Source organism: Borreliella bavariensis PBi, from assembly GCF_000196215.1.
Taxonomy (GTDB): Bacteria; Spirochaetota; Spirochaetia; order Borreliales; family Borreliaceae; genus Borreliella; species Borreliella garinii.
On the sequence record NC_006156.1, the window covers coordinates 171104 to 194466 of the forward strand.

26 protein-coding genes are annotated in these 23363 nt (G+C 28.7%); 8 read left to right on the top strand and 18 right to left on the bottom strand.

Translation table 11 applies throughout. From position 1 onward, the window contains the following. Nucleotides 1–22 precede the first annotated feature (22 nt). The 10 genes from BG_RS00815 to mnmE are packed head-to-tail and all read right to left on the bottom strand — an operon-like array spanning nt 23 to nt 11293. Nucleotides 23–2029, bottom strand: coding sequence for an SH3 domain-containing protein (locus tag BG_RS00815; protein WP_044007951.1), 2007 nt, complete (start codon nt 2027–2029; stop codon nt 23–25). Beyond that, on the bottom strand, nt 2023–2610 hold the full coding sequence (locus BG_RS00820) for a tetratricopeptide repeat protein (protein ID WP_011193520.1): 588 nt from the start codon (nt 2608–2610) through the stop codon (nt 2023–2025). The genes BG_RS00815 and BG_RS00820 overlap by 7 nt, the downstream gene beginning before the upstream one ends. Continuing rightward, complete coding sequence (locus BG_RS00825; RefSeq protein WP_011193521.1) at nt 2592–3578, bottom strand: vWA domain-containing protein; 987 nt, start codon at nt 3576–3578, stop codon at nt 2592–2594. The genes BG_RS00820 and BG_RS00825 overlap by 19 nt, the downstream gene beginning before the upstream one ends. Further along, the gene (locus BG_RS00830; RefSeq protein WP_011193522.1) at nt 3575–4576 is read right to left on the bottom strand and encodes a vWA domain-containing protein; all 1002 of its coding nucleotides are present in this window, start codon (nt 4574–4576) and stop codon (nt 3575–3577) included. Before BG_RS00830 ends, BG_RS00825 begins: the two co-directional genes overlap by 4 nt. Then, nucleotides 4563–5462 (bottom strand): hypothetical protein, encoded by a 900-nt coding sequence (locus BG_RS00835; protein ID WP_011193523.1) that lies wholly within the window; start codon nt 5460–5462, stop codon nt 4563–4565. Before BG_RS00835 ends, BG_RS00830 begins: the two co-directional genes overlap by 14 nt. A 6-nt stretch (nt 5463–5468) precedes the next feature. Continuing rightward, nucleotides 5469–6341 (bottom strand): DUF58 domain-containing protein, encoded by an 873-nt coding sequence (locus BG_RS00840; protein ID WP_011193524.1) that lies wholly within the window; start codon nt 6339–6341, stop codon nt 5469–5471. A 17-nt stretch (nt 6342–6358) separates the two neighbouring features. Beyond that, nucleotides 6359–7351: an AAA family ATPase gene (locus tag BG_RS00845; protein WP_004791899.1), complete on the bottom strand. Its 993-nt coding sequence runs from the start codon at nt 7349–7351 to the stop codon at nt 6359–6361. A 56-nt stretch (nt 7352–7407) separates the two neighbouring features. Next, nucleotides 7408–8034: a 16S rRNA (guanine(527)-N(7))-methyltransferase RsmG gene (rsmG, locus tag BG_RS00850; protein WP_011193525.1), complete on the bottom strand. Its 627-nt coding sequence runs from the start codon at nt 8032–8034 to the stop codon at nt 7408–7410. Then, a complete protein-coding gene (gene mnmG, locus BG_RS00855; RefSeq protein WP_011193526.1) occupies nt 8031–9896 on the bottom strand; it encodes a tRNA uridine-5-carboxymethylaminomethyl(34) synthesis enzyme MnmG in 1866 nt (621 codons plus the stop codon). Before mnmG ends, rsmG begins: the two co-directional genes overlap by 4 nt. Before the next feature lie 2 nt (nt 9897–9898). Beyond that, nucleotides 9899–11293: a tRNA uridine-5-carboxymethylaminomethyl(34) synthesis GTPase MnmE gene (mnmE, locus tag BG_RS00860; protein WP_011193527.1), complete on the bottom strand. Its 1395-nt coding sequence runs from the start codon at nt 11291–11293 to the stop codon at nt 9899–9901. Between the two features lie 82 nt (nt 11294–11375). On the opposite strand from mnmE, the gene BG_RS00865 reads away from it, so the two are divergent. The 5 genes from BG_RS00865 to csrA are packed head-to-tail and all read left to right on the top strand — an operon-like array spanning nt 11376 to nt 15684. Further along, a complete protein-coding gene (locus BG_RS00865) occupies nt 11376–11870 on the top strand; it encodes a hypothetical protein (RefSeq protein ID WP_011193528.1) in 495 nt (164 codons plus the stop codon). Between the two features lie 11 nt (nt 11871–11881). Further along, nucleotides 11882–13765 (top strand): flagellar hook-associated protein FlgK, encoded by a 1884-nt coding sequence (gene flgK / locus BG_RS00870; RefSeq protein ID WP_011193529.1) that lies wholly within the window; start codon nt 11882–11884, stop codon nt 13763–13765. A 2-nt stretch (nt 13766–13767) separates the two neighbouring features. Next, a complete protein-coding gene (locus BG_RS00875) occupies nt 13768–15042 on the top strand; it encodes a flagellar hook-associated protein 3 (protein ID WP_011193530.1) in 1275 nt (424 codons plus the stop codon). Nucleotide 15043: 1 nt separating this feature from the next. Further along, entirely contained in the window at nt 15044–15436 is a 393-nt protein-coding gene (fliW, locus tag BG_RS00880; protein ID WP_011193531.1) for a flagellar assembly protein FliW, read from the top strand. 2 nt (nt 15437–15438) lie between these two features. Beyond that, nucleotides 15439–15684: a carbon storage regulator CsrA gene (gene csrA, locus BG_RS00885; RefSeq protein WP_011193532.1), complete on the top strand. Its 246-nt coding sequence runs from the start codon at nt 15439–15441 to the stop codon at nt 15682–15684. On the opposite strand, the gene tsaB is transcribed toward csrA, so the two are convergent. The 6 genes from tsaB to infC form a co-directional block, all read right to left on the bottom strand. Continuing rightward, nucleotides 15668–16321, bottom strand: a complete 654-nt coding sequence (gene tsaB, locus BG_RS00890) for a tRNA (adenosine(37)-N6)-threonylcarbamoyltransferase complex dimerization subunit type 1 TsaB (RefSeq protein WP_011193533.1) — start codon at nt 16319–16321, stop codon at nt 15668–15670. The two genes, csrA and tsaB, sit on opposite strands and share 17 nt — an antisense overlap. Beyond that, complete coding sequence (tsaE, locus tag BG_RS00895; RefSeq protein WP_011193534.1) at nt 16314–16727, bottom strand: tRNA (adenosine(37)-N6)-threonylcarbamoyltransferase complex ATPase subunit type 1 TsaE; 414 nt, start codon at nt 16725–16727, stop codon at nt 16314–16316. Before tsaE ends, tsaB begins: the two co-directional genes overlap by 8 nt. Further along, entirely contained in the window at nt 16724–16984 is a 261-nt protein-coding gene (locus BG_RS00900) for a hypothetical protein (RefSeq protein WP_004793735.1), read from the bottom strand. Before BG_RS00900 ends, tsaE begins: the two co-directional genes overlap by 4 nt. 213 nt (nt 16985–17197) lie before the next feature. Then, a complete protein-coding gene (gene rplT, locus BG_RS00905) occupies nt 17198–17545 on the bottom strand; it encodes a 50S ribosomal protein L20 (RefSeq protein ID WP_004791564.1) in 348 nt (115 codons plus the stop codon). Nucleotides 17546–17565: 20 nt separating this feature from the next. Further along, on the bottom strand, nt 17566–17766 hold the full coding sequence (gene rpmI, locus BG_RS00910) for a 50S ribosomal protein L35 (RefSeq protein WP_004792027.1): 201 nt from the start codon (nt 17764–17766) through the stop codon (nt 17566–17568). Between the two features lie 22 nt (nt 17767–17788). Continuing rightward, the gene (gene infC, locus BG_RS00915; RefSeq protein ID WP_011193535.1) at nt 17789–18349 is read right to left on the bottom strand and encodes a translation initiation factor IF-3; all 561 of its coding nucleotides are present in this window, start codon (nt 18347–18349) and stop codon (nt 17789–17791) included. Nucleotides 18350–18556: 207 nt separating this feature from the next. Between infC and BG_RS00920 the strand changes: the two genes are divergently transcribed. Together BG_RS00920 and BG_RS00925 are read left to right on the top strand one after the other, a co-directional pair. Further along, nucleotides 18557–19213 (top strand): hypothetical protein, encoded by a 657-nt coding sequence (locus BG_RS00920; RefSeq protein WP_044007873.1) that lies wholly within the window; start codon nt 18557–18559, stop codon nt 19211–19213. 1 nt (nt 19214) lies between these two features. After that, entirely contained in the window at nt 19215–19955 is a 741-nt protein-coding gene (locus tag BG_RS00925) for a hypothetical protein (RefSeq protein ID WP_011193537.1), read from the top strand. Nucleotides 19956–20007: 52 nt separating this feature from the next. On the opposite strand, the gene BG_RS00930 is transcribed toward BG_RS00925, so the two are convergent. Together BG_RS00930 and BG_RS00935 are read right to left on the bottom strand one after the other, a co-directional pair. Further along, a complete protein-coding gene (locus BG_RS00930) occupies nt 20008–20817 on the bottom strand; it encodes a TatD family hydrolase (protein WP_011193538.1) in 810 nt (269 codons plus the stop codon). Then, nucleotides 20814–21953 carry a tetratricopeptide repeat protein gene (locus tag BG_RS00935; protein WP_011193539.1) on the bottom strand — a complete coding sequence of 380 codons (1140 nt, stop codon included), beginning with the start codon at nt 21951–21953 and terminating at the stop codon, nt 20814–20816. Before BG_RS00935 ends, BG_RS00930 begins: the two co-directional genes overlap by 4 nt. 335 nt (nt 21954–22288) lie before the next feature. Between BG_RS00935 and prfA the strand changes: the two genes are divergently transcribed. Further along, nucleotides 22289–23362, top strand: a complete 1074-nt coding sequence (gene prfA, locus BG_RS00940) for a peptide chain release factor 1 (protein ID WP_011193540.1) — start codon at nt 22289–22291, stop codon at nt 23360–23362. The last annotated feature ends 1 nt before the right edge of the window (nt 23363 follow it).

Here is a 23363-nt window from a genome sequence, read left to right on the forward strand (position 1 = left end):
AAGTATTTTAAATATTTATTTTTTAGATCAAATTATCTTTTAAGGATACAACAAAATTCTTGTGAATCCAGCCTTGAAGTCCATAACTTGTTTCAATAAGAACAAAATCGTCTTTGCTGTCAAGGATATAAACACTCGCATTTCCTTTTAAAAATCTCCAACTCCTTGAAAAGTTGTCAGGAACCTTGTAAAGAGAAACTAAATCACCTTTAATTATTCCCACCTCAGATTGTTGTTCAGAATAAAAATAATATGTTTCAAACATAGTAAAACAAATCGCAGAAAAAAGTAAAAATATAATTATTTTTTTTAAATTTTTTGCCAAAAATTTATAAGAAATAGATATGACTAAAAAATTTATCAAAAATAAGCTAATAATAAAAAAAATATTAGCAAAAATAAAACTATTGTTACGAATATTATCTGTAACTCCATTTTTAGCTTCAATTAAACCAATAACCTTATAGGGGGCGTCATTATTTGGAGAAGCTAAAAATGCCTTATAGGCTGAATAAATAGCATCAAAATCCCTATCCATTTTACTTAAAACAAGAGCTCTATTTAACCAAAGTCCTGAATAATTTGGATATTTTTTAAGAATATTATCAATCTTGATAAGTGCAGCATCATAATTTTTAGCATTATAGTTTTCAATCAAATCATTTATATTTTTTTCTGACAATAAACTATCATTTACAGCATTTAAACTAATGCCAACAGCCAATATTAAAATAACCAGTCCAAAACTTGATGCTGCAAAAAATTTTTTATAGTTAATTAAAATGGCCAAAGATAATAAAAACCCTGGAATCAAAAGTAAATAATAGTATGGAACAAAAAATAAAAAAGTTTTATTTTTGTAATTCAAAATATCAGTATAAGATAGCAGTTTAAAATCAGAATCTACATTGTTATGTATTTTGTTTATGCTATCAAACTCTCCCGAATATTCGTACTTCAATTTTTTCCCTTTAAGAGTATAAACTGTTCCATTATCTGGATTTAAATAACTAAAATCACCAATATTTAAAAATACACTACCTTTAGTGCCAGGCTTAACTGTATAAATTTGAGAAATACTGCCCTTGTACCCATCTTTAGAGGGCTTAAAACTATAATTTTTCCTTTTATTAAGAATTTTAGAATTATAAGTTTCAATCTCTGGAAAGTAAAAATGCGGAAAATTCCCTTGACCTGTAATTTTTATTAAAATAGTAAATATATCTTGTTCAATTGCAGAATAAGTAGGGGTCTCATAATCAATTCTAAAAATTCCCACTGCTAAAGATTTAACCTCTTTGGGAATCGGCTTAACTTTTAATAAAAGCTCCGGAGCTTCCCTAACAAGACCAGAATCAATATTAAAAGAAAAGCTGGGAATCAAAACATTTTTTGAGCCCTTAAGAGGAGTTAGTACAAAGTTATAAAAAGGTACATCTAAAATTTCTTTATTATTAAAAGTTCTATATTTAATATCCCCAAATATAGGCATCTTTTCAATCATTGCATCCTTAATAGCAGGCAAAAATCCAGAAATTTTATTAGAATTGCTATCTAAAAGCCAATTTGAACGCAAAACAAGACCAATACTTTGATATTCATAAACCTCTCTTTTATCAAGATCCCAATACAAATCAACTGGCAAACCGAAAGAATTTATTTCATCAGCTCTTAGCACACTAACTTCAGCCTCTGAAGATACATAGGAATCACCTTTATAAATTACTTTTAATGGAGGAATCTTAATAAACCCTAAACCATCAAAAAGATATTCAACTTTAATCTCAATAAAAGAAAAGTTATTATTATCCGTTGTCCTAGATATTGATAAAACATTAGAATTGGATTTAACTTCTTTATTTATTTCAACTTTTAGCAAACTTGTATCAATGTCTTGCAAAGGATTGTTAAGCCTTACGATCTGAATAAACTTGTCGCCCTTTAAAACTTTAATATTTTTAACAAAATCAATACCTGTAAGCGAATAAAGCCTTGCGATTGAAAAAAAATAAATAAAAAATATTACCAATCTTCTTTTGGAGCAACCAAACTCTCGTCTATTTTTCTCAACCATACAACCCTCTCAAGATTTTCAATGTACCTTAAAAAATTTTCATTACTTTCAACAAAATTTTTACTTTTTTCTACACTTAAAGAATTTAAACTATCACGCACTGTTCGTTTTTTTATTATTGCAAGTTCAAGATTATATTTAGCATTATAGCTGCTAGGATTAATTTTCAAAGCCTCCTTAAAAGCCATTTCGGCCTTATGATAAAGTCCTTGATTATAGTATATTATCCCCTCGTTATAATTGACATTAAAATTTAAAAAAATATCATTGGTTTTCTTTGCATAAGAGAATATTCTAAGAGAACTTTCATACTCACCTAAAGAATAATATACAATACCAAGATTATAATATCCCCAAGCAGAATATTTTTTATCCTCTACAAGATTATAATAATTTGAAATTGCATTTTGATAATTTCCTCTAACATATTCATAATTGCCAATAGCCATTAAAGACATAGACTTAACATTTGAGCAAGACAAAAAACCTAAACAAAAAAAGCAAGCATATAAAAATGCTAAAAAGTTTCGTCCCACTTTACCATCCTGACAAATAAATACATAAAAATAAACAACAATGAAATAACCAAAAAAATTTTATACCTTGATACATCAACAAGTATAATATCGTTTGATGTTCTTCTTATTATACCATTTCTTATATCATTGACAACAAGGTTAATCCCTTTTAAATACAAGTTATAATATGACCCTTTAAGAGAAGAGGCAAGAAGAAGTAAATTTTCTTCATTTATCACAGCTTTAACAAAATTCCCATCTTTATCTTTAATAATTGAATTATTATCAAATAAAACAGGATTATTACCTCCAATCCCAACCACAAAACTTTCCAACTTTAAATTATTGACAAATTTAGAAAACCTATAATAATTATTTTCTCCCCAATCATCGCCATCTGTTAAAATAACTAAAAAATTATAATAAGAGTCATCCTGTAAACTAGAGATTACACTAAAAACAGCATCTCCTAAAAAACTCCCGGGAGAGCTTATTAAATTAGGCTCTATATAATTTAGCATCTTGTTTAAACTGTTTTTATCCTTAGAAAAAGGTAAAACCAATATAGACTTCCCTTTAAAAATAGTAAGAGAATATTCCGCATTCTCAAAATTGCTTAAAATTAAACTAATCATATTTTTAGCACTCTCAAGTCTATTAATAATCTTACCTTCATCCACACTTAACATGCTACGAGAAATGTCAAAAATAAAAGAAATTCTCAATTTATTTCTCTCATCCTCAACAGCTCTTTGTCCCCAAGAAATATCCAAGATGGATAAAATTAGAAAAATCAAGCTGAAAATAAAAAACATTGTCATTAGAACTTTTTTAATGTAGTAATTTTGAATGTAGGAATTATCTCCATACATAAAGCTTAAAGTTTTAAAAAACGGAATATTTCGTCTAAAATCAAGCACACACACAAAAAAAATACATATTAAAATTAAAAAAAAGTATAAAGCACTATAATTATTTATACTCATAGTATCTCTTTTAAGAAAATTTTTGAAAAAATAAAATAAATAAATAATAAGAAAAACGCTAAAACTAAAAATTCTTTATAAATATCTTTATTGTCCACGGCTATTTTAATTTTTCTCTCCAAATTTTCTTTTTTTGAAAAATCTTGAATTGCAAATTGAAAAGAAAAATCATCATTAACTGAATAAAAAAGCCCTCCTGTTTTATGTGAAATCTCAACAAGCATGCTAGGATCATAAATCTCTTTAAGGCTTCCTTGATAAAATTTTCCAGATCTTAATTTAAACTCAACACTAAATTCCTCAGAACTTCCAATGCCAATAGAATAAATCTTAACATTTAAACCTTGAGCAAGGTTAATCACTTGATCTTTATAAATTTCATCTGAATTAACAACCCCATCTGTTAAAACCACTATCGATCTTTTAAGAGCTTCGGAATGCTTTAAATGAGACAGCGCAATAGAAATACCTAATCCTAAAGCAGACCCATTGCCAAGATCCATAATATAAATATCATCTAACTTTTTATTAAAAAAATCCCTATCTGTTGTTATAGGCACCACTATTGAAGCATCTTTTGCAAAAGCTACCAAGCCAATATTATCATTTTCACGTTGAGAAATAAAACGTCTAATCAATTCTTTTGAAAACTCAAGTCTATTTTTAGAAGAAAACTCAACAGCCCCCATACTAGGCGATATGTCAAGAACAATGACAATGTCAGCGCCAGCACTAAGATGTATCATCTTCTTTTTTGAAACCGAAGGACCTGCTAAAGCAAACACCATAACCATTGCAGCTAAATACAAAAAAGAATAAGTAAAAAAATAAATCAAATTTAATCTATAATCCTTAAGCTTTAAAGAATTAAAATTGCCATAAAGCGATATTGGAAACTTTATCTTGCCTCCTCTATTTTTAAAAAAATGATTAAAATAAATTATTAAAGGAAAAATTACTAATAAAAATAAATACAAGGGCTCATTAAATGTTAACATTAGCACCTCTATTAAAATCTTCAAAATTCGATGCTGCAGTTCTTAAATCCTCTAAAACAAACGACAAACTCTCAAATACTAAATCAACACCACTAAATTTACTAAAATCAGAAAGCCTTAACGTATTAATAAAGGTTGAACGAATTTCGTAAGGAACCTTAAGATCTTGCAAAATTATAGAAATTTCTGTTGTGGTAATCGCATTAAAATCAAAACCTGTTTTTTTAGATAAATAAACTCTTAAAGAAGAATTTATTAAATTATAAAATGTGCTTTGGTCTCCACCTTCTCTAACATATTTAGACAAAATAACAAACTGTCTCTGCAATACTTTATAAGGCTTTTTAAGCCCATGCTTAACTATCAAGTAAATTAAAAGTCGATTTAAAAGCTTTAAAAGCTTAAGAATTAAATAAGGAATCAAAAATAAAGCAAGAATGAATAAAAATAAATAGGCACTTGTTCCAGGAATAAATAAAACGCCTTCTATATTTTTAATTTTAAAATCAGAATTATTAGATACTAGTTTATCTGTATTGATTTTTATATTTTCTAGAAAAACCTTGCTTTTCTTACCATTGTTAATTACATCCCCAATATAAATAGAAGGAAGAGAACTACTTCCAATATAAAAAGAAACAAAATTAACTATTATTTCATTTGTTACGTCATTAAAGCTAATCGAATTTACTTCAACAAATTCATCTTTAATCTCTTTAAAATCTGCAGGAAAAAACTCCTCATCATCATTTAAAATTAATGAAACTTTAAAATCAACAGAATCACCCACATAGTAACGAGTTGGCATAAATATTTCATTCTTTATTTCATAAGAATGTGAAAATAAGGCTAAAAAAAGAAAAAGACTTGAAACAACTCCCTTCAAAATCTATTATCCCTTTTTAAGAAGAATTTTAAGTTTCTTAAAAACATCTTCTTTAGTATCAATTTCAATAAAACTAATATTTTTTTTAATACACTCTTTTTTCCATTTTATTTTATCAAGCGTCCAATAGTTTTTATAATCACTTAATGTTAACTTGCTAAACCCTGAAACTAAAAAATTTTCTCCAGTTTCAATATCTTCGCAAATCAAAGTTCCAATTTTAGGAAAATTTTCATCAAAAAAATCTGAAATTCTTATAGCAATACCATTATGTCTCTTACTCAAAACATTTAAGGATTTAAAATAAGCATTTGCCTTAAAATCAGAAATAATTATAACTAAAGATCTTTTTTTATAATATTCTGCTGTATTTTTAAAAATATAAGCTAAGCTGCTACCCGGCTTAAGATTTCTATTGATTGTTTCACTTAAAATCAATCCTAAGTGTGAATGACCCTTGCTAGAGGGTATAAACTTGTCTGTTCCACTTGAAAAAAAGGTAACACCTATTTTATCATTATTAAAAAATGCCATATGTGCAAAAATAGAAACCAACAAATCCTGAACATCCTTTTTATTTACTTTGTCCCCCAGGCTCATGGAAAGTGAATTATCTACTAGAAGATGAAGATTCATTCCCCTATCTTCTTTGAAAACCTTTGAAAAAATGCTATCAGCTTTTGAACTCACATTCCAATCAATAAATCTAGCATCATCAGAATCTTCATAGGGTCTAAATTCATGAAATTCAAGACCAAGTCCTTTAAAAATTGAACGATAGCCACCAAAATTAAGCTCTGAAAGCATTTTTCTTGAAAAGAACTTTAAAGCTTTTATCCTAGTCTTAGTACTACTACTTATTTCGTTATCTTGTATCATTTTTTAAAAATTATTTCCTAAGGAAGCGCTACAGCAGAAAGAAGCATTCTAATAATATCATCAATACTCATTTCCTCTACTTCTGCCTCATAAGATGGTGTAATCCTGTGCCTTAACACACTATAAGCCACAGCTTTAACATCTTCTGGTAGAACAAATATTCGTCCCTCATAAAGAGCATTAACACGAGCACACTTTAATAAACTAAGAGAAGCCCTAGGAGATGCACCAAATTCAATATATTTGGCAAACGGATAAGTTTTCTTATCTCTCTCTCGAGATGCAGAGATTAAAGTAACAATATAAAGCATTATTTTGTCATCAACTTTTACCCTGCCAACCGTTCTTTTAATATCAGCCAAAGAATAAGCATTCATCACCTTTGCAACTTTAATATTTTCAAGACGTCCATCCACTGAAAATATTTTTAAAAGCCTTACTTCATCCTGCACTGATGGATAATTAACATTAACTTTTAATAAAAATCTATCAAGTTGGGATTCTGGCAAATTGTAAGTCCCTTCTTGCTCTATTGGATTTTGAGTAGCAAGAACAAAAAACGGATCTGGAAGCCTATGAGTTTCGTCTCCAAGAGTTACTTGCCTTTCTCCCATAGCCTCAAGAAGAGCGGACTGAACTTTTGCGGGAGCTCTATTGATTTCATCTGCTAAAATAACATTTGAAAATACTGGGCCTTTTCTAACCTTAAAAGTCCCTGTAGCACTTTTATAAACCATATTACCTGTAAGGTCTGACGGCAAAAGATCTGGAGTAAACTGTATACGCTTAAACTCAAGATCAAGAACATCAGATACAGTTTGAATTGCAAGGGTCTTAGCAAGACCTGGAACCCCTTCAAGTAAAACATGCCCCTCTGTTAAAAGTCCCATTAAAATAGCATCTATCATTTCTTTTTGACCAAGAATCCTGCTTGCAACCTCTCTTCTAAATTTATTTATCAAATGTAATGCATTCTCTACTTCTGAATCTATCTGAAAACTACTCTTCATAATACTCCTAGTCAAAATCACTTTAAACTATAAATTGAACCTAAGCTATAATAATATTATCTGTAAAGTAAAACCAAATTTCTATCTAGGCTTAATTTTGAATTTAAAGACTTTACTTCTATTTTACTAAACAGATCTTTAATTTGATTGACCTCAAGATTAATTTTATCAAATTTGCCCTTATATGCCATAATTAAACCTCCATTCTTTAAAAGATTTTTTAAAACTAACGCATATTCATTCATACTTCTAAAAGCTCTAATTGTAATAAATTCATACTTCTTTTTTTCTCTTTCAATCTCATATTCTAAAATTTTTACATTTTCTAAATCAAGTTCTAATTTTATCATTTTCAAAAAAGTAGACTTTTTTTTACTTCTCTCTAAAAGATAATATTTTCTAGAAGTGTCAAAAATAGCCAAAACAATACCTGGGAATCCAGAACCACTACCAACATCAAGAATTTCAGAAGGATTAATCTCTTTAATAGTTGGTAATCCCAAAAGAGAATCTATAACATGTAGATTAAGAATAGAATTAAAGTTGCTATTGCTATTTGAAATTAAATTAAATCTGGTATTTAAAAGTAAAATTCTCTTTATATATAAATTTATTTTCTGAAGATCTTTGTAAGCAAACTGGAAATTACATTCTGAAAAAGCAAATTCAATATCACTTATCATAAAGAAAAATTTAAAACTACCTTATTTTTAGGATTTGAAAAATATATAAACAAAACAGTAATATCTGTATTTCTTATTCCAGGAATTCGACTTGCTTGAGCAAGAGTAGCTGGTTGAACCTTGGAAAATTTCTCTCTAGCTTCTCTTGAGAGGCCTTCAATAATCTCGTAATTAAAATCAAATGGAAGCTTGACAAGCTCTAGATTATTAAGTTTTTTAATTAAATCTTTCTGTCTATTAATATAACCTTCATATTTAACATCTAATTCAACTTGCTCTAAAATTACTTTTGAATCACTTAAACTTGGATCAATCTTTATCAAATTATCTAAACTAATAGAAGGATCTTTTAAAATATGGTAAAAATCTTTACTAACATGTTTTTTTAATTGTTCATCAGCAACATCTTTTAAGCTAAGCCGCCTTTGCTTTAAAAGCTCCTTTATCTCTTCAACTCTTCTCTTCTTAAAAAGATATTTTGAATATCTCTCCTCATCAACAAGCCCAAGATCATATCCAATCTTAATTAAACGCTTATCACTAGTATCGTGTCTTAAATTAAGCCTGTGCTCAGCTCTTGAAGTAAACATTCTGTAAGGCTCTTTAGTGCCTTTAGTAACAAGATCGTCAATAAGAACTCCAATATAAGAACTGGTTCTTGTTAAAATCATTGGCTTTTTATTTTGAAGTCTAAGAGCAGCATTAATTCCAGCCATTAACCCTTGAGCTGCTGCCTCTTCATATCCTGAAGAGCCGTTGGTCTGACCTGCTACAAAAAGCCCTTTAACTCTTTTGCTCTCAAGATTTGGATAAAGTTCAATTGGATTTATATAATCATACTCAACTGCATAACCAGGCCTTGTAATAATAGCATGCTCAAGGCCTTCAATGCTGTTAATAAATTTCTGCTGAATATTTTCAGGTAAAGAAGAGCTAAGACCATTAAGATACATTTCTTCCGTATTAAACCCTTCAGGCTCAATAAAGATTTGATGTCTATCTTTATCTTTAAACTTTACTATCTTATCCTCAATAGAAGGACAATATCTTGGGCCATTGCCTACAATCTCACCAGAATAAAGGGGTGACAAGTGCATATTTTCACTAATTATTTCGTGGGTTCTTTTATTAGTATAGGTCACATAACATGAAAGTTGAGATTTGTCTAAATTGCCATTTGAAAAAGAGAAGGGAATGATGTCTGAATCTCCAAATTGAACTTCAGTCTTTGAAAAGTCTACACTTTTTTTATGAATTCTTGCTGGAGTGCCCGTTTTAAGCCTACCCATTTCAAATCCAAGGCTAAGCAAAGTTTTATCAAGTCCATAAGCAGAAAATTCAGCAAGTCTACCCATATTAGCTCTATACTCACCAATAAATATTTTTCCTCGAAGAAAAGTCCCTGTTGTAAGCACCACAACATTTGATCTAAACTTATTGCCTCTCTCTGTAACAACTCCTTTAATTTCATTTCTCATGGAATTAAGAAGAAAGTCAACAACTGTATCTTGAAAAAGATCAAGATTGTCTTGACGCTCTAAAGTTTCTTTAGCCTTGGTTTGGTACATTAATTTATCAGCTTGAGCACGTGGAGCTTGAACTGCAGGACCACGACTTTTATTTAAAACTCTAAACTGAATCATACTAAAGTCAATAATACGACCCATTTCACCACCAAGAGCATCAATCTCTCTAACCATATTGCCCTTAGCAAGTCCGCCAATAGCAGGATTGCAAGAAAGCTTACCGATTGTATCTAAATTTTGAGTAATCATTAAAGTCTTAAAATCCAACCTTGAAAGAGCAAGCGCGGCTTCAATCCCCGCATGACCTCCTCCAATAACAATTGCGTCAAAATCCATATTTATTTCCCCAAACAAAAATTCTTAAACATATTATCAAGAACGTCTTCACTGCTAACTTCTCCCGTTATTTCACCTAAACAATTAATAATCTCATAAGCATCAAATGCTAACATATCATAACTTACTTGACGATCAATTTTATTTAATAAATCTAAAACCAAAGCATAAGCTTTCTCTAAAAGTTGCATCTGACGACTTGAAGATATTATTATATCATCAAGCCCAATCTCTACTCTCTCATAAGAGATTAGCGTCTTTATCTTGTCATAAAGGATATCTATTCCTTCTAAATTTTTAGTACTAATCATTATTAAATTTGAAGAATTTAAGACGCTTGAACGAACAAATTCCTCAGTAGATTTATTTATATTTAAATCTATCTTGTTTAAAACGAATAATATTTTACTATTAGATTTATTTGAATCAATAAACAAGAAATCCTCTCTTGGTAAATTTGAACTAACGTCAATCACATAAATTACTAAAGATGCTTCCTTTATTAAAGAATTACTTTTCTCAATTCCTAACCTCTCAACAAAATTATCAGCATCTTTAAGACCTGCTGTATCAAAAAGATTAAATAAAATGCCATCAAGCTCAAAAGTTGCTTCAATATAATCCCTTGTGGTACCAGGGTATGAAGAGACAATTGATCTATCTTTTTTGAGAAACATATTAAATAACGAAGACTTTCCAGCATTAACAGAGCCTGCTAACACCAAAGTAACACCATGATCAATTTTTTCATAAACCTTATAAGAATTAATTAATTTCTTAAGCTCAGCCTTGCTATTTAAAATCAAGTCAAAGGGAATGCTAATCTCATGGTCATCAACCTCATAATCAAGATAAGCACTAACAGCGGAGAGAATGTTTAGAAGACATCTCTGTATTGCATCTAGGTTAGCAAATAAAGCTCCAGAGAGGGGAGTAACTGCAAGAGAATAAGTTTTATTAGTCGTGGCAAAAATAATCTCATGAAGGGCTTCTGCTTTTGTAAGAGCAATTTTTTTAGCAAGAAATGAGCGTAAAGTAAATTCACCAGGCTCAGCCATCCTAAACCCACTTTTTAAGAACAAATCTATAATTTTTTTAATCCCAATCACAGAACCATGAGCTATAACTTCAATGGAATCTTGCCCCGTAAAACTCTTTGGCGCTCGATACAAACACACAACAACTTCATCTACCTTGCAATTATTCTCATTATCTAATATATAACCATAATGAATTGTATTCCCAGGCGCTGAATTAAGAGCTGAATGATTTGAAAAGATTTTAGAAAATTTAGGAATAGAAGAAGCACCGCTACTACGAATCACGCATAAAGCACTACTTAAAAAAGGGGTTGCAAGAGCTACAATGTCATCATCTCTTTGAAAAAGATTACTCATACCTTAATGCATTATAACACAATAAAAAGACAAAATTGATTTGTAAATATATTTATAATGGCTTATAATTAATTTCATAAAAATGAAGGCAAAACTTGAAATTGAACTAAAAGAAGTTTTAAAAGAAGAGCTTCTTTTAGTAGAAGAAATATATAAGTCATACCTAAAAATAAAAGAAAATGTCGACAATAAAAATGAAATCGGACTTAAAGAGATTGCAAATAAAACAAAAATATTACTTGAAAATTTTCAAGAAATTGAAAGCAAAAGAGACGAAATTTGGAAAAAATTTACCCAAAATAAAAACTTTGAGTCAACTTACGAAGCTGTAGAAAAATTGACTACAATTCACAAAAAAGAAATATACGACTATCTACACAAATTGAAAATTGGAATACTTAATATCAAAAATTTAAACTACATGATACAAAACTATGTAAACACATCCCTTGACATGTTAGCAATAATATTTCAAGATATCCAAGAAAGTGTAGAAAATGTAACTTACAAAAACCCTTACGGGCCAAAAATTGGAGGCTCAAAAGAAGCTTCCGTTTTAATAAATAAAAAACTTTAAAGGAGTTTAGAGTGGATTCAACATTCTCAGGAATAGAAATTGGCAAAAGAAGTTTATTTGCACATAAAGATGCTATGAATACAGTTGGTCATAATTTATCTAATGCTACAAAACCTGGATATTCAAGGCAAAGAGTAACAATGAAAACCGAAATTCCTCTTTATGCTCCGCAACTAAACAGAGCTAAAAAGCAAGGACAATTGGGTCAGGGAATAGTGGTTCAATCTATAGACAGAGTAAAAGATGAACTGCTTAATACAAGAATCGTTGAAGAATCACACCGACTAGGGTACTGGACTTCGCAAGACAAATTTATATCAATGTTAGAAGATGTTTATAATGAGCCTGAAGATCAATCAATAAGAAAAAGATTAAATGATTTTTGGGAAAGTTGGCAAGATCTAGCAAATCAACCACAAGGTTTAGCAGAAAGAAAAATAATTCTAGAAAGAGGCAAGTCTTTTTGCGAATTAATAAGAAGTAGATTCCATTCACTAGAAAGAATTTACATAATGGCAAACGATGAAATAAAAATTACAACAGATGAGGCAAACAATTACATTAAAAACATTGCAAATCTTAATAAACAAATTTCAAAATCTCAAGCAATGAAAGACAATCCAAATGACTTAATGGATGCAAGAGATTTAATGGTTGAAAAATTGGGCAATTTAATAAGTGTATCAATTGAAAACAAACAGGATCCCAATGAATTTTTAATTCACTCAGAAGGAAGACACCTTGTGCAAGGTTCAATTGCTAATGAGTTTAAACTAGAAGCTACAAACGGACCTACCAGAACCAAATGGAACATTTTTTGGGCAAATAATGATAAAGCTAACCTTGAAACGGGAAAGCTTGGATCTTTGCTTAACATAAGAGATGAAGAGATTAAAAATGAAATCAATGAACTAAATAATTTAGCTGCCAACATTATAGAGCTTGTTAACGAAATACATGAAACAGGACATGGGATGGACAAAAAAAGTGGAAGAAGCTTTTTTTCTCAAGAGCTAAAACTAACTGATGAGCGCGGTCGATATGATACTAACGGAAATGGCCAATTTGACTCCGTTCATATTTTCAAAATTAATAGCACAAATGAAATATTCCCAGAAGAGAAATTAGGATTTTATGGAATTCTTAAATTTGAGGCTACTAATAGCAATGAGATTATAGAAATACCTTACAATGCTCCAGATACAGTTCAAGATCTGATAACTAGAATAAACAATTCAAATGCACAAGTTACAGCAAGAATTAACTCAGAAGGTAAGTTTGAAATCAAAGCAGTTAAAGAACAAGAAAATGAAAACATAACATTTAGAATTAAACATATAGAAGATTCTGGATTATTTCTTACAAAATATACAGGAATATTAAATGAATCTGGACCTGAGGGAGCTTATGATTATAGAAATATTGACACAATAGACAAATTAACCCCTAAGTCCACTTATTCAATCTCGCCTCTAAAAAATCCTGCGGCATGGATAAAAGTTGCAGACATAATAGACTTAGATCCTTCAAAAATAGCAGCGGGAATTAATAGCCCAACAAATGAAATATCTATTGGAGATAACCAAGCAGCATTGAGAATCTCCTCTTTTGGAAATTCTCAGATTATGATTGGTAAAAATTTAACACTAAATGATTACTTTGCAAATACAGCATCAAATATAGCAATAAAAGGACAAATATCAGAAATCACAAAAGAAAGCCAATCTCAAATATTAAAAGATTTAACAGATCTAAGAATGTCTATTTCTGGAGTAAATAAAGATGAAGAACTTGCAAACATGATCGAATTTCAACAAGCCTTTATTGCAGCAAGTAAATTTATCACTGTTTCTGCCGAACTAATAGACACAATAATAAATAAAATGGGAGTATAAGCATGATAAATAGAGTAAGTCATCCATTAACATATGAAAATTTAAAAACCTCTGCAGCAGAGCAAGAATCTAAAATTACAAAACTTTTAGAAAACTTATACAAAGGCGGTAAAAGGATTGTAAAACTAAGAAACGATCCAACAGGCGTTACTCACGCAATCAGGCTAGATAGCGACATATTTAAACTTAATGTATACATAAAAAATATTGGCACTTCTAAAGGCAACCTACGATATACAGAAGGATACTTACAATCTCTTACAAATATTTTAACACGAGCTAAAGAAATTGCCATTCAAGGAGCAAGCGGAACTTACGAAGCAGATGACAAAAAAATGATATCAAAAGAAGTGAATGCTTTACTAGAAGATGCTATTGCAATAGCAAACGCTAAAGGGCCTGATGGGTACAGTATATTCTCAGGGACAAAAATTGATAGCGAAGCATTTAAAGTGACTAGAGAGAACAAAATAAGCAAAATAAGCAAAGACGGTGAAGGTCCTCAAATAATCAAAGTAGAATACACCGGAAACCAAGCTGAAAAGAAAACAGAAGTATACAATGATGTGCATATATCAAATAATTATTCTGGGAATAAAATATTTTTCTTGCAAAACCAAAATATTATATCATCAATAAACACTAATGGGTTTACCGTAAAAGAAAATACAAAAATTTATATTGACAATGTTGAAATAGGACTAACAACAGGAGATACTGCTCTTGATATTGTTGCTAAAATCAATGAGTCTTCAGCGCCTGTTGAAGCAAGCATTGATCCCGTTTTAAACTCATTGTCTATTAAAACTACAACTCCACACCAAATTTGGATAACAGAAGCAAAAGAATCAAATGTTTTACAAACACTTGGAATACTTACTAAAAACAATGATACTAAACTACCTCCTTACAACCTTTCTAGCAGTACAGAAGTTAGAAGCAGATCTATTTTCGATGCGCTTATTGAACTCAGAGACACGCTTTACAATAATAAAGAAGAGCTTGTTGGAAGTAGAAGTCTAGCAGAAATTGATGAAAGCTTAAAAAGATTACTTATATCTGTTGCGGATCTTGGAGCAAAAGAAAATAGACTTGATAGAAGTTATGAAAGAATAAGCAAAGAGGCTGCGGACATGAAAGAAGATATGGTCCAATACACCGATCTTGACGTAACAAAGGCAATAACTAATTTAAATATGGCAAGCTTAGCCTATCAAGTATCTTTAGGAATCTCTGCTAAAATAATGCAGACAACTTTATTGGATTTTATAAAATAGAATGATAAATGAAAAAAGTATAGGATTTGATTTCCCTGAAGGTATACTTGGATTTGAAAACATTAAAAAATTTATAATAAAAGACTCTAAATATAAGCCTTTTTCCATTATGCAATCCATCAATAAAGAAGTAAGCTTTTTAGTAACATCTCCTTTTAATTTTTTAAGCGAATACTTGCCAAATATCCAGGAAAAAGATTGGTCAGACATTAAAGCAAAAGAAGAGGATGAAAGAGTTATCCTATGTATAATCAATATGCATGTTAATGATTATAAAGACATTACAGCTAATCTGAAAGCACCAATCATAATAAACAAAAAAAAATTACTTGGAAAACAAGCTATATGCACAAATGAAAAATACTCCCTACACCATAAAGTTTTCAAGGAATAAAGATGCTAGTATTATCAAGAAAAGTAAATGAAAGTATTAAAATAAACTCTGATATTGAAGTTTTAATATTAGAAATAAAAAAGGATACTGTTAAAATAGCAATTAAGGCTCCTGAAAACATTAAAATATTTAGATCTGAAATTTATAAATTTATTATAGAAGAAAATAAAAAATCAATACTAAAAGATAAACACAATATAAGTAAAATTAAAAGTTTATTCAATCATTATTTTAAGAATGAAAATTAATCTCTGCATCACTTTGCCTTATGTAAAGAGGCCCTGATAAAATATCATCACTTTTCCGATTTTTTAAATATTTAGCTATCCCAAGTTCTGTTAAAATTCTTCCAAACGAGCTTAAATTTTCGATGATTTCAAATTTATAATTAAATTTTTCAGAAATATTCTCAAGATTGTTACCAATAAGCACTGAATTTGGATCAATCTGATTTAGATATTCAAACAAATCTTCCTTAGAAAAACATAAAATCTTCCCTATCAATTCGCAATTTTTATAATGCCCAAGAAAATATTTACCAGCAGTAAAAGCTAATACAATTACACTGGAACTGTTTTTAACTAAATTTGCAAAAACATCAAATGTAGAAATATTTACAAAAGGAATAGAAAGACCTAAAGCAAGCCCTTTGACAAAACTTAAACTAATCCTAAGACCAGTAAAAGAACCGGGTCCACAAGAATTTACAATTAATTTAATTTGATTAAGATCAATGTTATTTGTAATTACAAAATCATTGAAAATTTTTGGAATACTAAAATTGAAATTTGATTTAAGTTTAAATAATGAAAAATCCTTATTGTTAATTCTACAATAAACTATTAATGCTTTATATGAATATTCAAATGAAAGTGCATTAACCATTAAGTTCTATAGCCCTGCCTGAACCAACTATTTTAAAAGTCAAAGAAAATAGCCTGTCTTTTGGAACAATACTTAAAGCAATTTGTGGCCATTCAATAGCAATAATTGAGTCAAGATCCAAAAGCATTTCCAATCCTCCAATAAGTTCAAATTCTTCCAAAGAAAAAACCCGATATAAATCAATATGATAAAACTTAAAATCTATAAAATCATAAACATTAACAATGTTATAAGTTGGACTTGTAAAATAAGAAATTCCAAGGTTAAGGGCAAGTCCCTTTAAAAAACTAGTTTTTCCAGATCCCATATCACCACTTAAAACAAATATTTTGCCAATTGGCAAAGGATAAAAAAAAGATTTGGAAAAATTTATCATTTTTTTTTCTGATTTAAATTCTAAAATCAAGGAAGCATACCTTTAAATTCCAAATCAATTACACATCTTTTAATTGCAACCATTAACTTTAAAACAGGATAATTCAAAAGATCTACAAAATCAATGGTGACATGTTTTTCACCTAAGGGCGTAGCCTCAATTACAAACTTAACTTTTTTGACTTCTAAAGTGTCATTATACTTATAAACAACATCAGCAAAATATACATTTCTATAATAAATATAACTCTCTTGCTTTTCAATATTATTAAGAGAAATAAGCTGCACAATAATAATCCTTAAAATAAATTAAACTCCCAAAAAGCCAACATAAGAATATTTTTATTTAGCGCTATTTTTCAAGGCGGAACTTTTATTCTTAACCTCTGAATTGCTTTTAGCTATCATTGACTAAAAATCTTCAAATTCCTAAAGTTAATGAGATGTCGCAAAAAAATAACTCTAATCCTTAAAATTAAACCTCCCAGGAGTTTTAATTTTTCATCTTCTTATTTCTAAAACAATTTTTTTAAAAGCTTCAGCATCTTCAATCGCTAAATTAGACAAAATTTTTCTATTAATTTTTATATTAGACTTCAACAAACCCTCAATGAACCTTGAATAACTAATCCCAGTATCACTTAAAGCAGCCGAAATTCTTGAAATCCATAAGCGCCTAAAATCTCTTTTTCTAGCCTTTCTATCTCTTGTAGCATACATCATACCCTTTCTCAAGGTATCCTTAGCTTTTTTATAGTTACTCTTTTTTGTACCCCAAAACCCTTTTGTCTTTTTTAAAATTCGCTTACGCCTTGCAACGTGAACTGTGCCGTTTTTAGCCCTAGCCATATCTATCTCCTAAAATTATTTTAACCATAAGGCAATAAAGTTTTAATTCTTTTAACTTCAAAACAAGAAAGATTTCCCGATTTCCTTAAATTTCTCTTACGCTTAGAAGATTTTTTTGTCAAAATATGTCTTAAATTTTGTTTTTTATACTTAACTTTGCCATTTACAGTAAAAGAATACCTTTTTTTTGCACTTTTGCGTGTTTTCATCTTACTTGCCATTTTATCCCCTTTAATTTAATATTTATTTTTTAAACTTAGGCGCTACAATCAAAAACATTGTCTTGCCTTCCATTTTGGCTGCAGACTCCAAAACATAATTCACCTCCCCTACTTTTTCAAGAATACTATTCAAAATATCATATCCTAAATATGTATGAGCAAGCTCACGACCTCTAAATCTTATTGTAACTTTAACCTTATTGCCGTCTTTGAGAAAACTTAAAATGTTTTTTGATTTAAAATCAAGGTCATGGGTATCTATCTTGGGTTGCATTCTAACTTCCTTAAGTTTAATTACTTTTTGATTCTTTTTTTGCTCTTTTTGACGCTTTTCTTGATGGAATTTATATTTCCCATAATCAATAATCTTACAAACCGGGGGAGATACATTGGGAGAAACCTCAACTAAATCAAGTCCAGCTTCTTTTGCTTTTTTAATAGCATCTTCAATTGACAAAACCTCTTGTATTCCATTTTCAAAAATAACTCTTACCTCACGGGCCTTAATTCTGTAATTAATTTTCAATTCCTTATCATTTGATCTAGACCTATCCCTATCTCTATTGGCATTTCTATTTATCATCTAAAAAATATATACTCCTAAATCAATTAATTAATTAATTATTAATTTTAATATACATTCACTAAAAAGTAAATTCTAAGAATAATGTTTGCAAAAAGTAATAAAATTAATAAAATAACATTAATAAAAAAATAAATATCCAAATCATACAAGTTTTCAGTCAATCGATTGATTTAAAAAACGTTTCAAAGTAGAATTGTACTTACAATGAGTTTATTTTTATTAACGAGTCTACCATTAATATTAAAAATTTATATGAATACTCAATTAAAACAAAGCAAAACAAAAAATACCCAAGCCCATATTTTAACAATATTTTTTGCAATAACAATTTTTTCTTTTCTTTATTTAACTCAAGAATTTATTTTATATAGATCATTTGAATTAAATTACACATCAAGAATAAATTTGGGAATTTCAATATTTATAAAAGAGCATTTATACTACTATATATTACCATTATTAATATTTATATTTTTTTTTACCCTAAATGAAACTTCTTCATTTAACAAAAATTCAACAATTCTTATATACTTCGCATTTGGAATAATATTTTCTAAAAACCTAGAAATAGTAATCCTAAATAGCAAAATTTTTGGAATCTATGAATATATTGAATTGCCAATACTTAATGCAATAGAGTTAATATTTTCAGCAATAATCTTTGAAAAGAAAATTAAAAAATGCCAAAAATACTCGCTAAAAGAATACAAAATCATTCTTTCTCCTATTCTATTTTTAGGATTATTTATTGCAACCTTAAAAACATTAATTCTAACCAATATAAGTATATATGCGTTAATAATGCTTGTTGCATTAGTTTTAATATTTATAGCAACTAACAATAAGTATGCTAGGAAATAAAATGTCTAGCCCAAAAATACTTACCATAATAGTGCTCTTGGCAATTTTAGCACAAGGATGCAAAGAACCTTCCATTATTGAAAAACAATTTAATTATACAATAGTTTTTTCAGATGCAACCGAATATTTTTTTCAAATTCAAAAAACTCCATTCATAAAAAACAAAATACTATTTATAAATGACAAAAGTTTAGAAATTATAAAAGATAAGCTTAAAACAATAAAAAAAATACTATTAACCCATAAATCCAATAATGAAATATTAAATAACGAAATTTTAAAAGAGAAAATTTTTAATCTATCAAAAATAAAATTTTCTCTAAAAAAGTCTATTGATTTTCTGCTTAACGGAAAATCAATAGACTTCCAAAAAACATTATTATTTAGAGATAAATCTCTAAATAACGAAGACCTTGAATACTTAGAAAAAAAAGGTAAAGAAAAAAACGTTAATATTACCCTAATAAACGAGAAAAACATATCCTATATAAAAACATTTATTACTCCCCAAATAAAAACAATAATATTATTTTCTTTTAGAGATAATAATATTATTTTAAAAAAGATATCAAATTCGCCTTTTTTCAAAAATATACAATTTGTATTAATTGGCAATACAAGAAAAGACTTAAAAATTATTAAGTTAAAATATGTAATCACTCTTAAAGAATCTGATTTGATGGAAATAGTAAAAGACATTGAAACAGATTTTCAATATGAATTTAACATCTATAAACAATAAAAATGATTAAATTTGCAAATAATAATAAAACAAATAATTATAAATAAACAATTTAATGCAACAATAAAAGATCTTTAAAGCTGTTGTATGTGGCAATAGCAATGTCATCAACAGAGCAATTTTTAATCCTTGCAATCTCAAGGCACACATATCCTAAAAACAAGGGTGAATTTATTTTACCTCTTAATGGCACTGGAGCTAAAAAGGGACTGTCCGTTTCTATTAAAAGATCATTAGAATTTAATTTACTAACAACAATCCTTAAAGGTTCTGCATTTTTAAAGGTTATATTACCTGAAAAAGAAACTTTGAAGCCCAAATCAATAAATTTTTTAGCATGCTCATAATTTCCTGAATAACAATGTAGTATACCCCTATTTAAAAAATTTAAAGACCTTATAATATCATAGGCATCATCATAGGCATCTCTTATGTGTAAAATAACTGGCTTTTTGTATCTGCTAGCCAAATACAATTGCTCTTCAAAAGCTTTAATTTGGGATCTCTTGTTATCTGCCTTAAAATAATCAAGACCCATCTCGCCAACAGCAACAACATTTTCACTAATCAAAATTTTTTCAAGCTGTTTAATGTCATCTTTAAAATTATCACCTAAATTTAAAGGGTGAATACCTACTGTTAAAAACACATTAGAATAAGGGGTTAAGAGATTTTTTCTATCATTAAAATCACTAGGATGCAAACCAACATCAAGAAAATAAGAAAAGCCGTTTTTAAAACATTCATTAATAATATAGTTGACATCCAAAGATCTTTTCTTTAATTCATAAAAGTGAACATGGGTATCTATTAATTTATCAAAAAAAATAGATTTTTTAGTTTCAAATAAGCAGTCCATCATTCCATTTTTTTCCTAAGAGCGGCAAGGTAATCAATAACAACAATGTTCTTCATACCAAGATGTAAAAAACTTGATAAAATATCAACAGCACTTTCAATCTGGCCCAATGCTTCATAACATTCAGCAGCACTGACATATAATGCTGAATTTTTAGGATTATTTTTTATTAAACTTTTAATAGCTATTAATGCTTCTTCATACCTGCCTTGTTCCTTTTGAAGAAGAGCAAGTCCAAGTATAGCAAACATATCAAAATCAACATCAAGAGCCTTTTTATAATAAATTTGAGAATTTTCATAATCATTTAAATAACGATAAGCATCTCCTACCCTTGTAAGAACCAAATTATTTTTCGGATCTTTTTCTACAATATCAAGCCAATATTTTAAAGCCTCTTTATAATCCTTATTACCTCTGTAACAATCAGCAAGTCCAAAAACAGCATAAAAATTGCTAGGTGAAATTTCTAAAGCTTTTTTAAAAAAATAAATTCCCCTGGTAAATTCCCTTAGCTTACGATAACAATTACCAATTGAGGTTAATACTCTTACATCAACCTTGGATTGATTTAATTCATACATTTTAAGCCAATACTTTAAAGCTTCTTTATATTCTTTAAAGTCGTAATATAAATGGCCAATCCCTACAAGCGCATAATCATTCTCAGGAATTAATTCCATTACTTTAAGGTACGTTTGCTTGGATTTTTGAAAATTTTTTAGCTTCCTGTAAGATGCTGCAACTCTTGTTAAAACCGTTATATTCTCAGGATCATATTTTAAATATTCTTCCCATATGTCTGTGGCTTTTTTATAATCATCCAAATTTCTGTAACAATCTCCAAGTCCAAAAAGAGCATAATTATTGTTAGGATGCTTTACAAGACATCTTTGATAATAAACTATTGCTTTATCGTAATTATTTTTCTTCCTTTCAATATCTCCAAGCCCAACAAGAGCATAATTATTCTCATTATCCTTTTCAAGGATATCGGAAAACAAGCTTTCTGCTTCAGAAAGTCTTTCTTCTTTGATCAGCTGGTACCCTCTTTTTGATTTCTCAGTGACATCAAGAAGTTGATCATCAGCAATGCTTGAGAGATCCTCTAAAGCATCCAAAATTTTTTCATTCAACATAAATACCCCTTTTAAATCGGTTTATCAAAGATATAACTTTTAACTACCTTGAACACACCACAAATAATAATACACAAAGCTCAATTTTTAGAAATACAACAAAACTTAATCTAACTTTAATATCCAACTTAATAACATTTATTATATAAAAAAACATAAAAAAATATAATTGATCTTTTTACTTAAGCTTATTCTATTTGTTCTATGAAATCGGTTTAAAAAGAATATTTAAATAAAGCATAAAAATATGCATCCTATCAAGAAACTTGCTAAAAAGTCTAACAAAAAAATCTAAAATTAATATAAACTATTACTATCTTTCAGGAGAAATCATAATGTTTTTAGAAAAATTAAATTCAGCAACAAGTAAGATTAAGTTAATAGAAGAAAAATTGCAAGATATAAATCTAATTAAAAATCAAAAAAAATATTCAAAAATAATAAAAGAATATACATATTTAGAAAAAATAAATACTAAAAAAATTGAATACGAAAAAATACTAAGTCAAATAAATGATAACAAAACCATTTTAGAAAAAGAAGATCAACAAGAAATGAAAGAGCTAATAAAACAAGAACTAATTGATCTAGATAAAAAAAAGGAAGATCTTGAACATCAAATAAAAATACTGCTTTTACCTCAAGATGAAAATGATAGTAAAAATATAATAATTGAAATTAGAGCTGGAACAGGGGGAGAAGAAGCTGCTCTTTTTGCAAACAATCTTTACAGTATGTATATAAAATATTCGGAAAGAAAAAAATGGAAAACAGAAATCATAAACTTCAATGAAACAGAGCTTGGGGGGTTTAAAGAAATAGTCTTTGAAATTAAAGGAAAAGATGTATTTAAAAAATTAAAATACGAAAGTGGAGTTCATAGAGTGCAAAGAATCCCCATAACAGAGTCTAACGGAAGGCTTCAAACCTCAGCTGCTACTGTAGCAGTACTACCTAATATTGAAGAAACTGAAATTGATATCAATGAAAAAGATTTAAGAATTGATGTTTACAGATCATCTGGAGCTGGTGGACAACACGTCAATACAACCGATTCTGCAGTAAGAATAACACACCTGCCAACAGGAATTGTTGTACAATGCCAAAACGAAAGAAGTCAACATAAAAACAAAGATCAAGCAATGAAAATACTAAGAGCAAGACTTTATGAATTTGAAGATTCTAAAAAACAAGAGCAAAGATCAAGCAATAGAAAGCAACAAGTCGGCTCAGGAGATAGATCTGAAAGAATTAGAACATATAATTTCCCTCAAAATAGAATAACAGATCATAGAGCAAACATCACTCTTTATAAATTAGAAGAATTTATGCAAGGAGAGCTTGATCCACTTCTTGATCCTCTAACAATAGAGCTTCAAGAACAAAAATTTAAAAGCAACAACATATAGT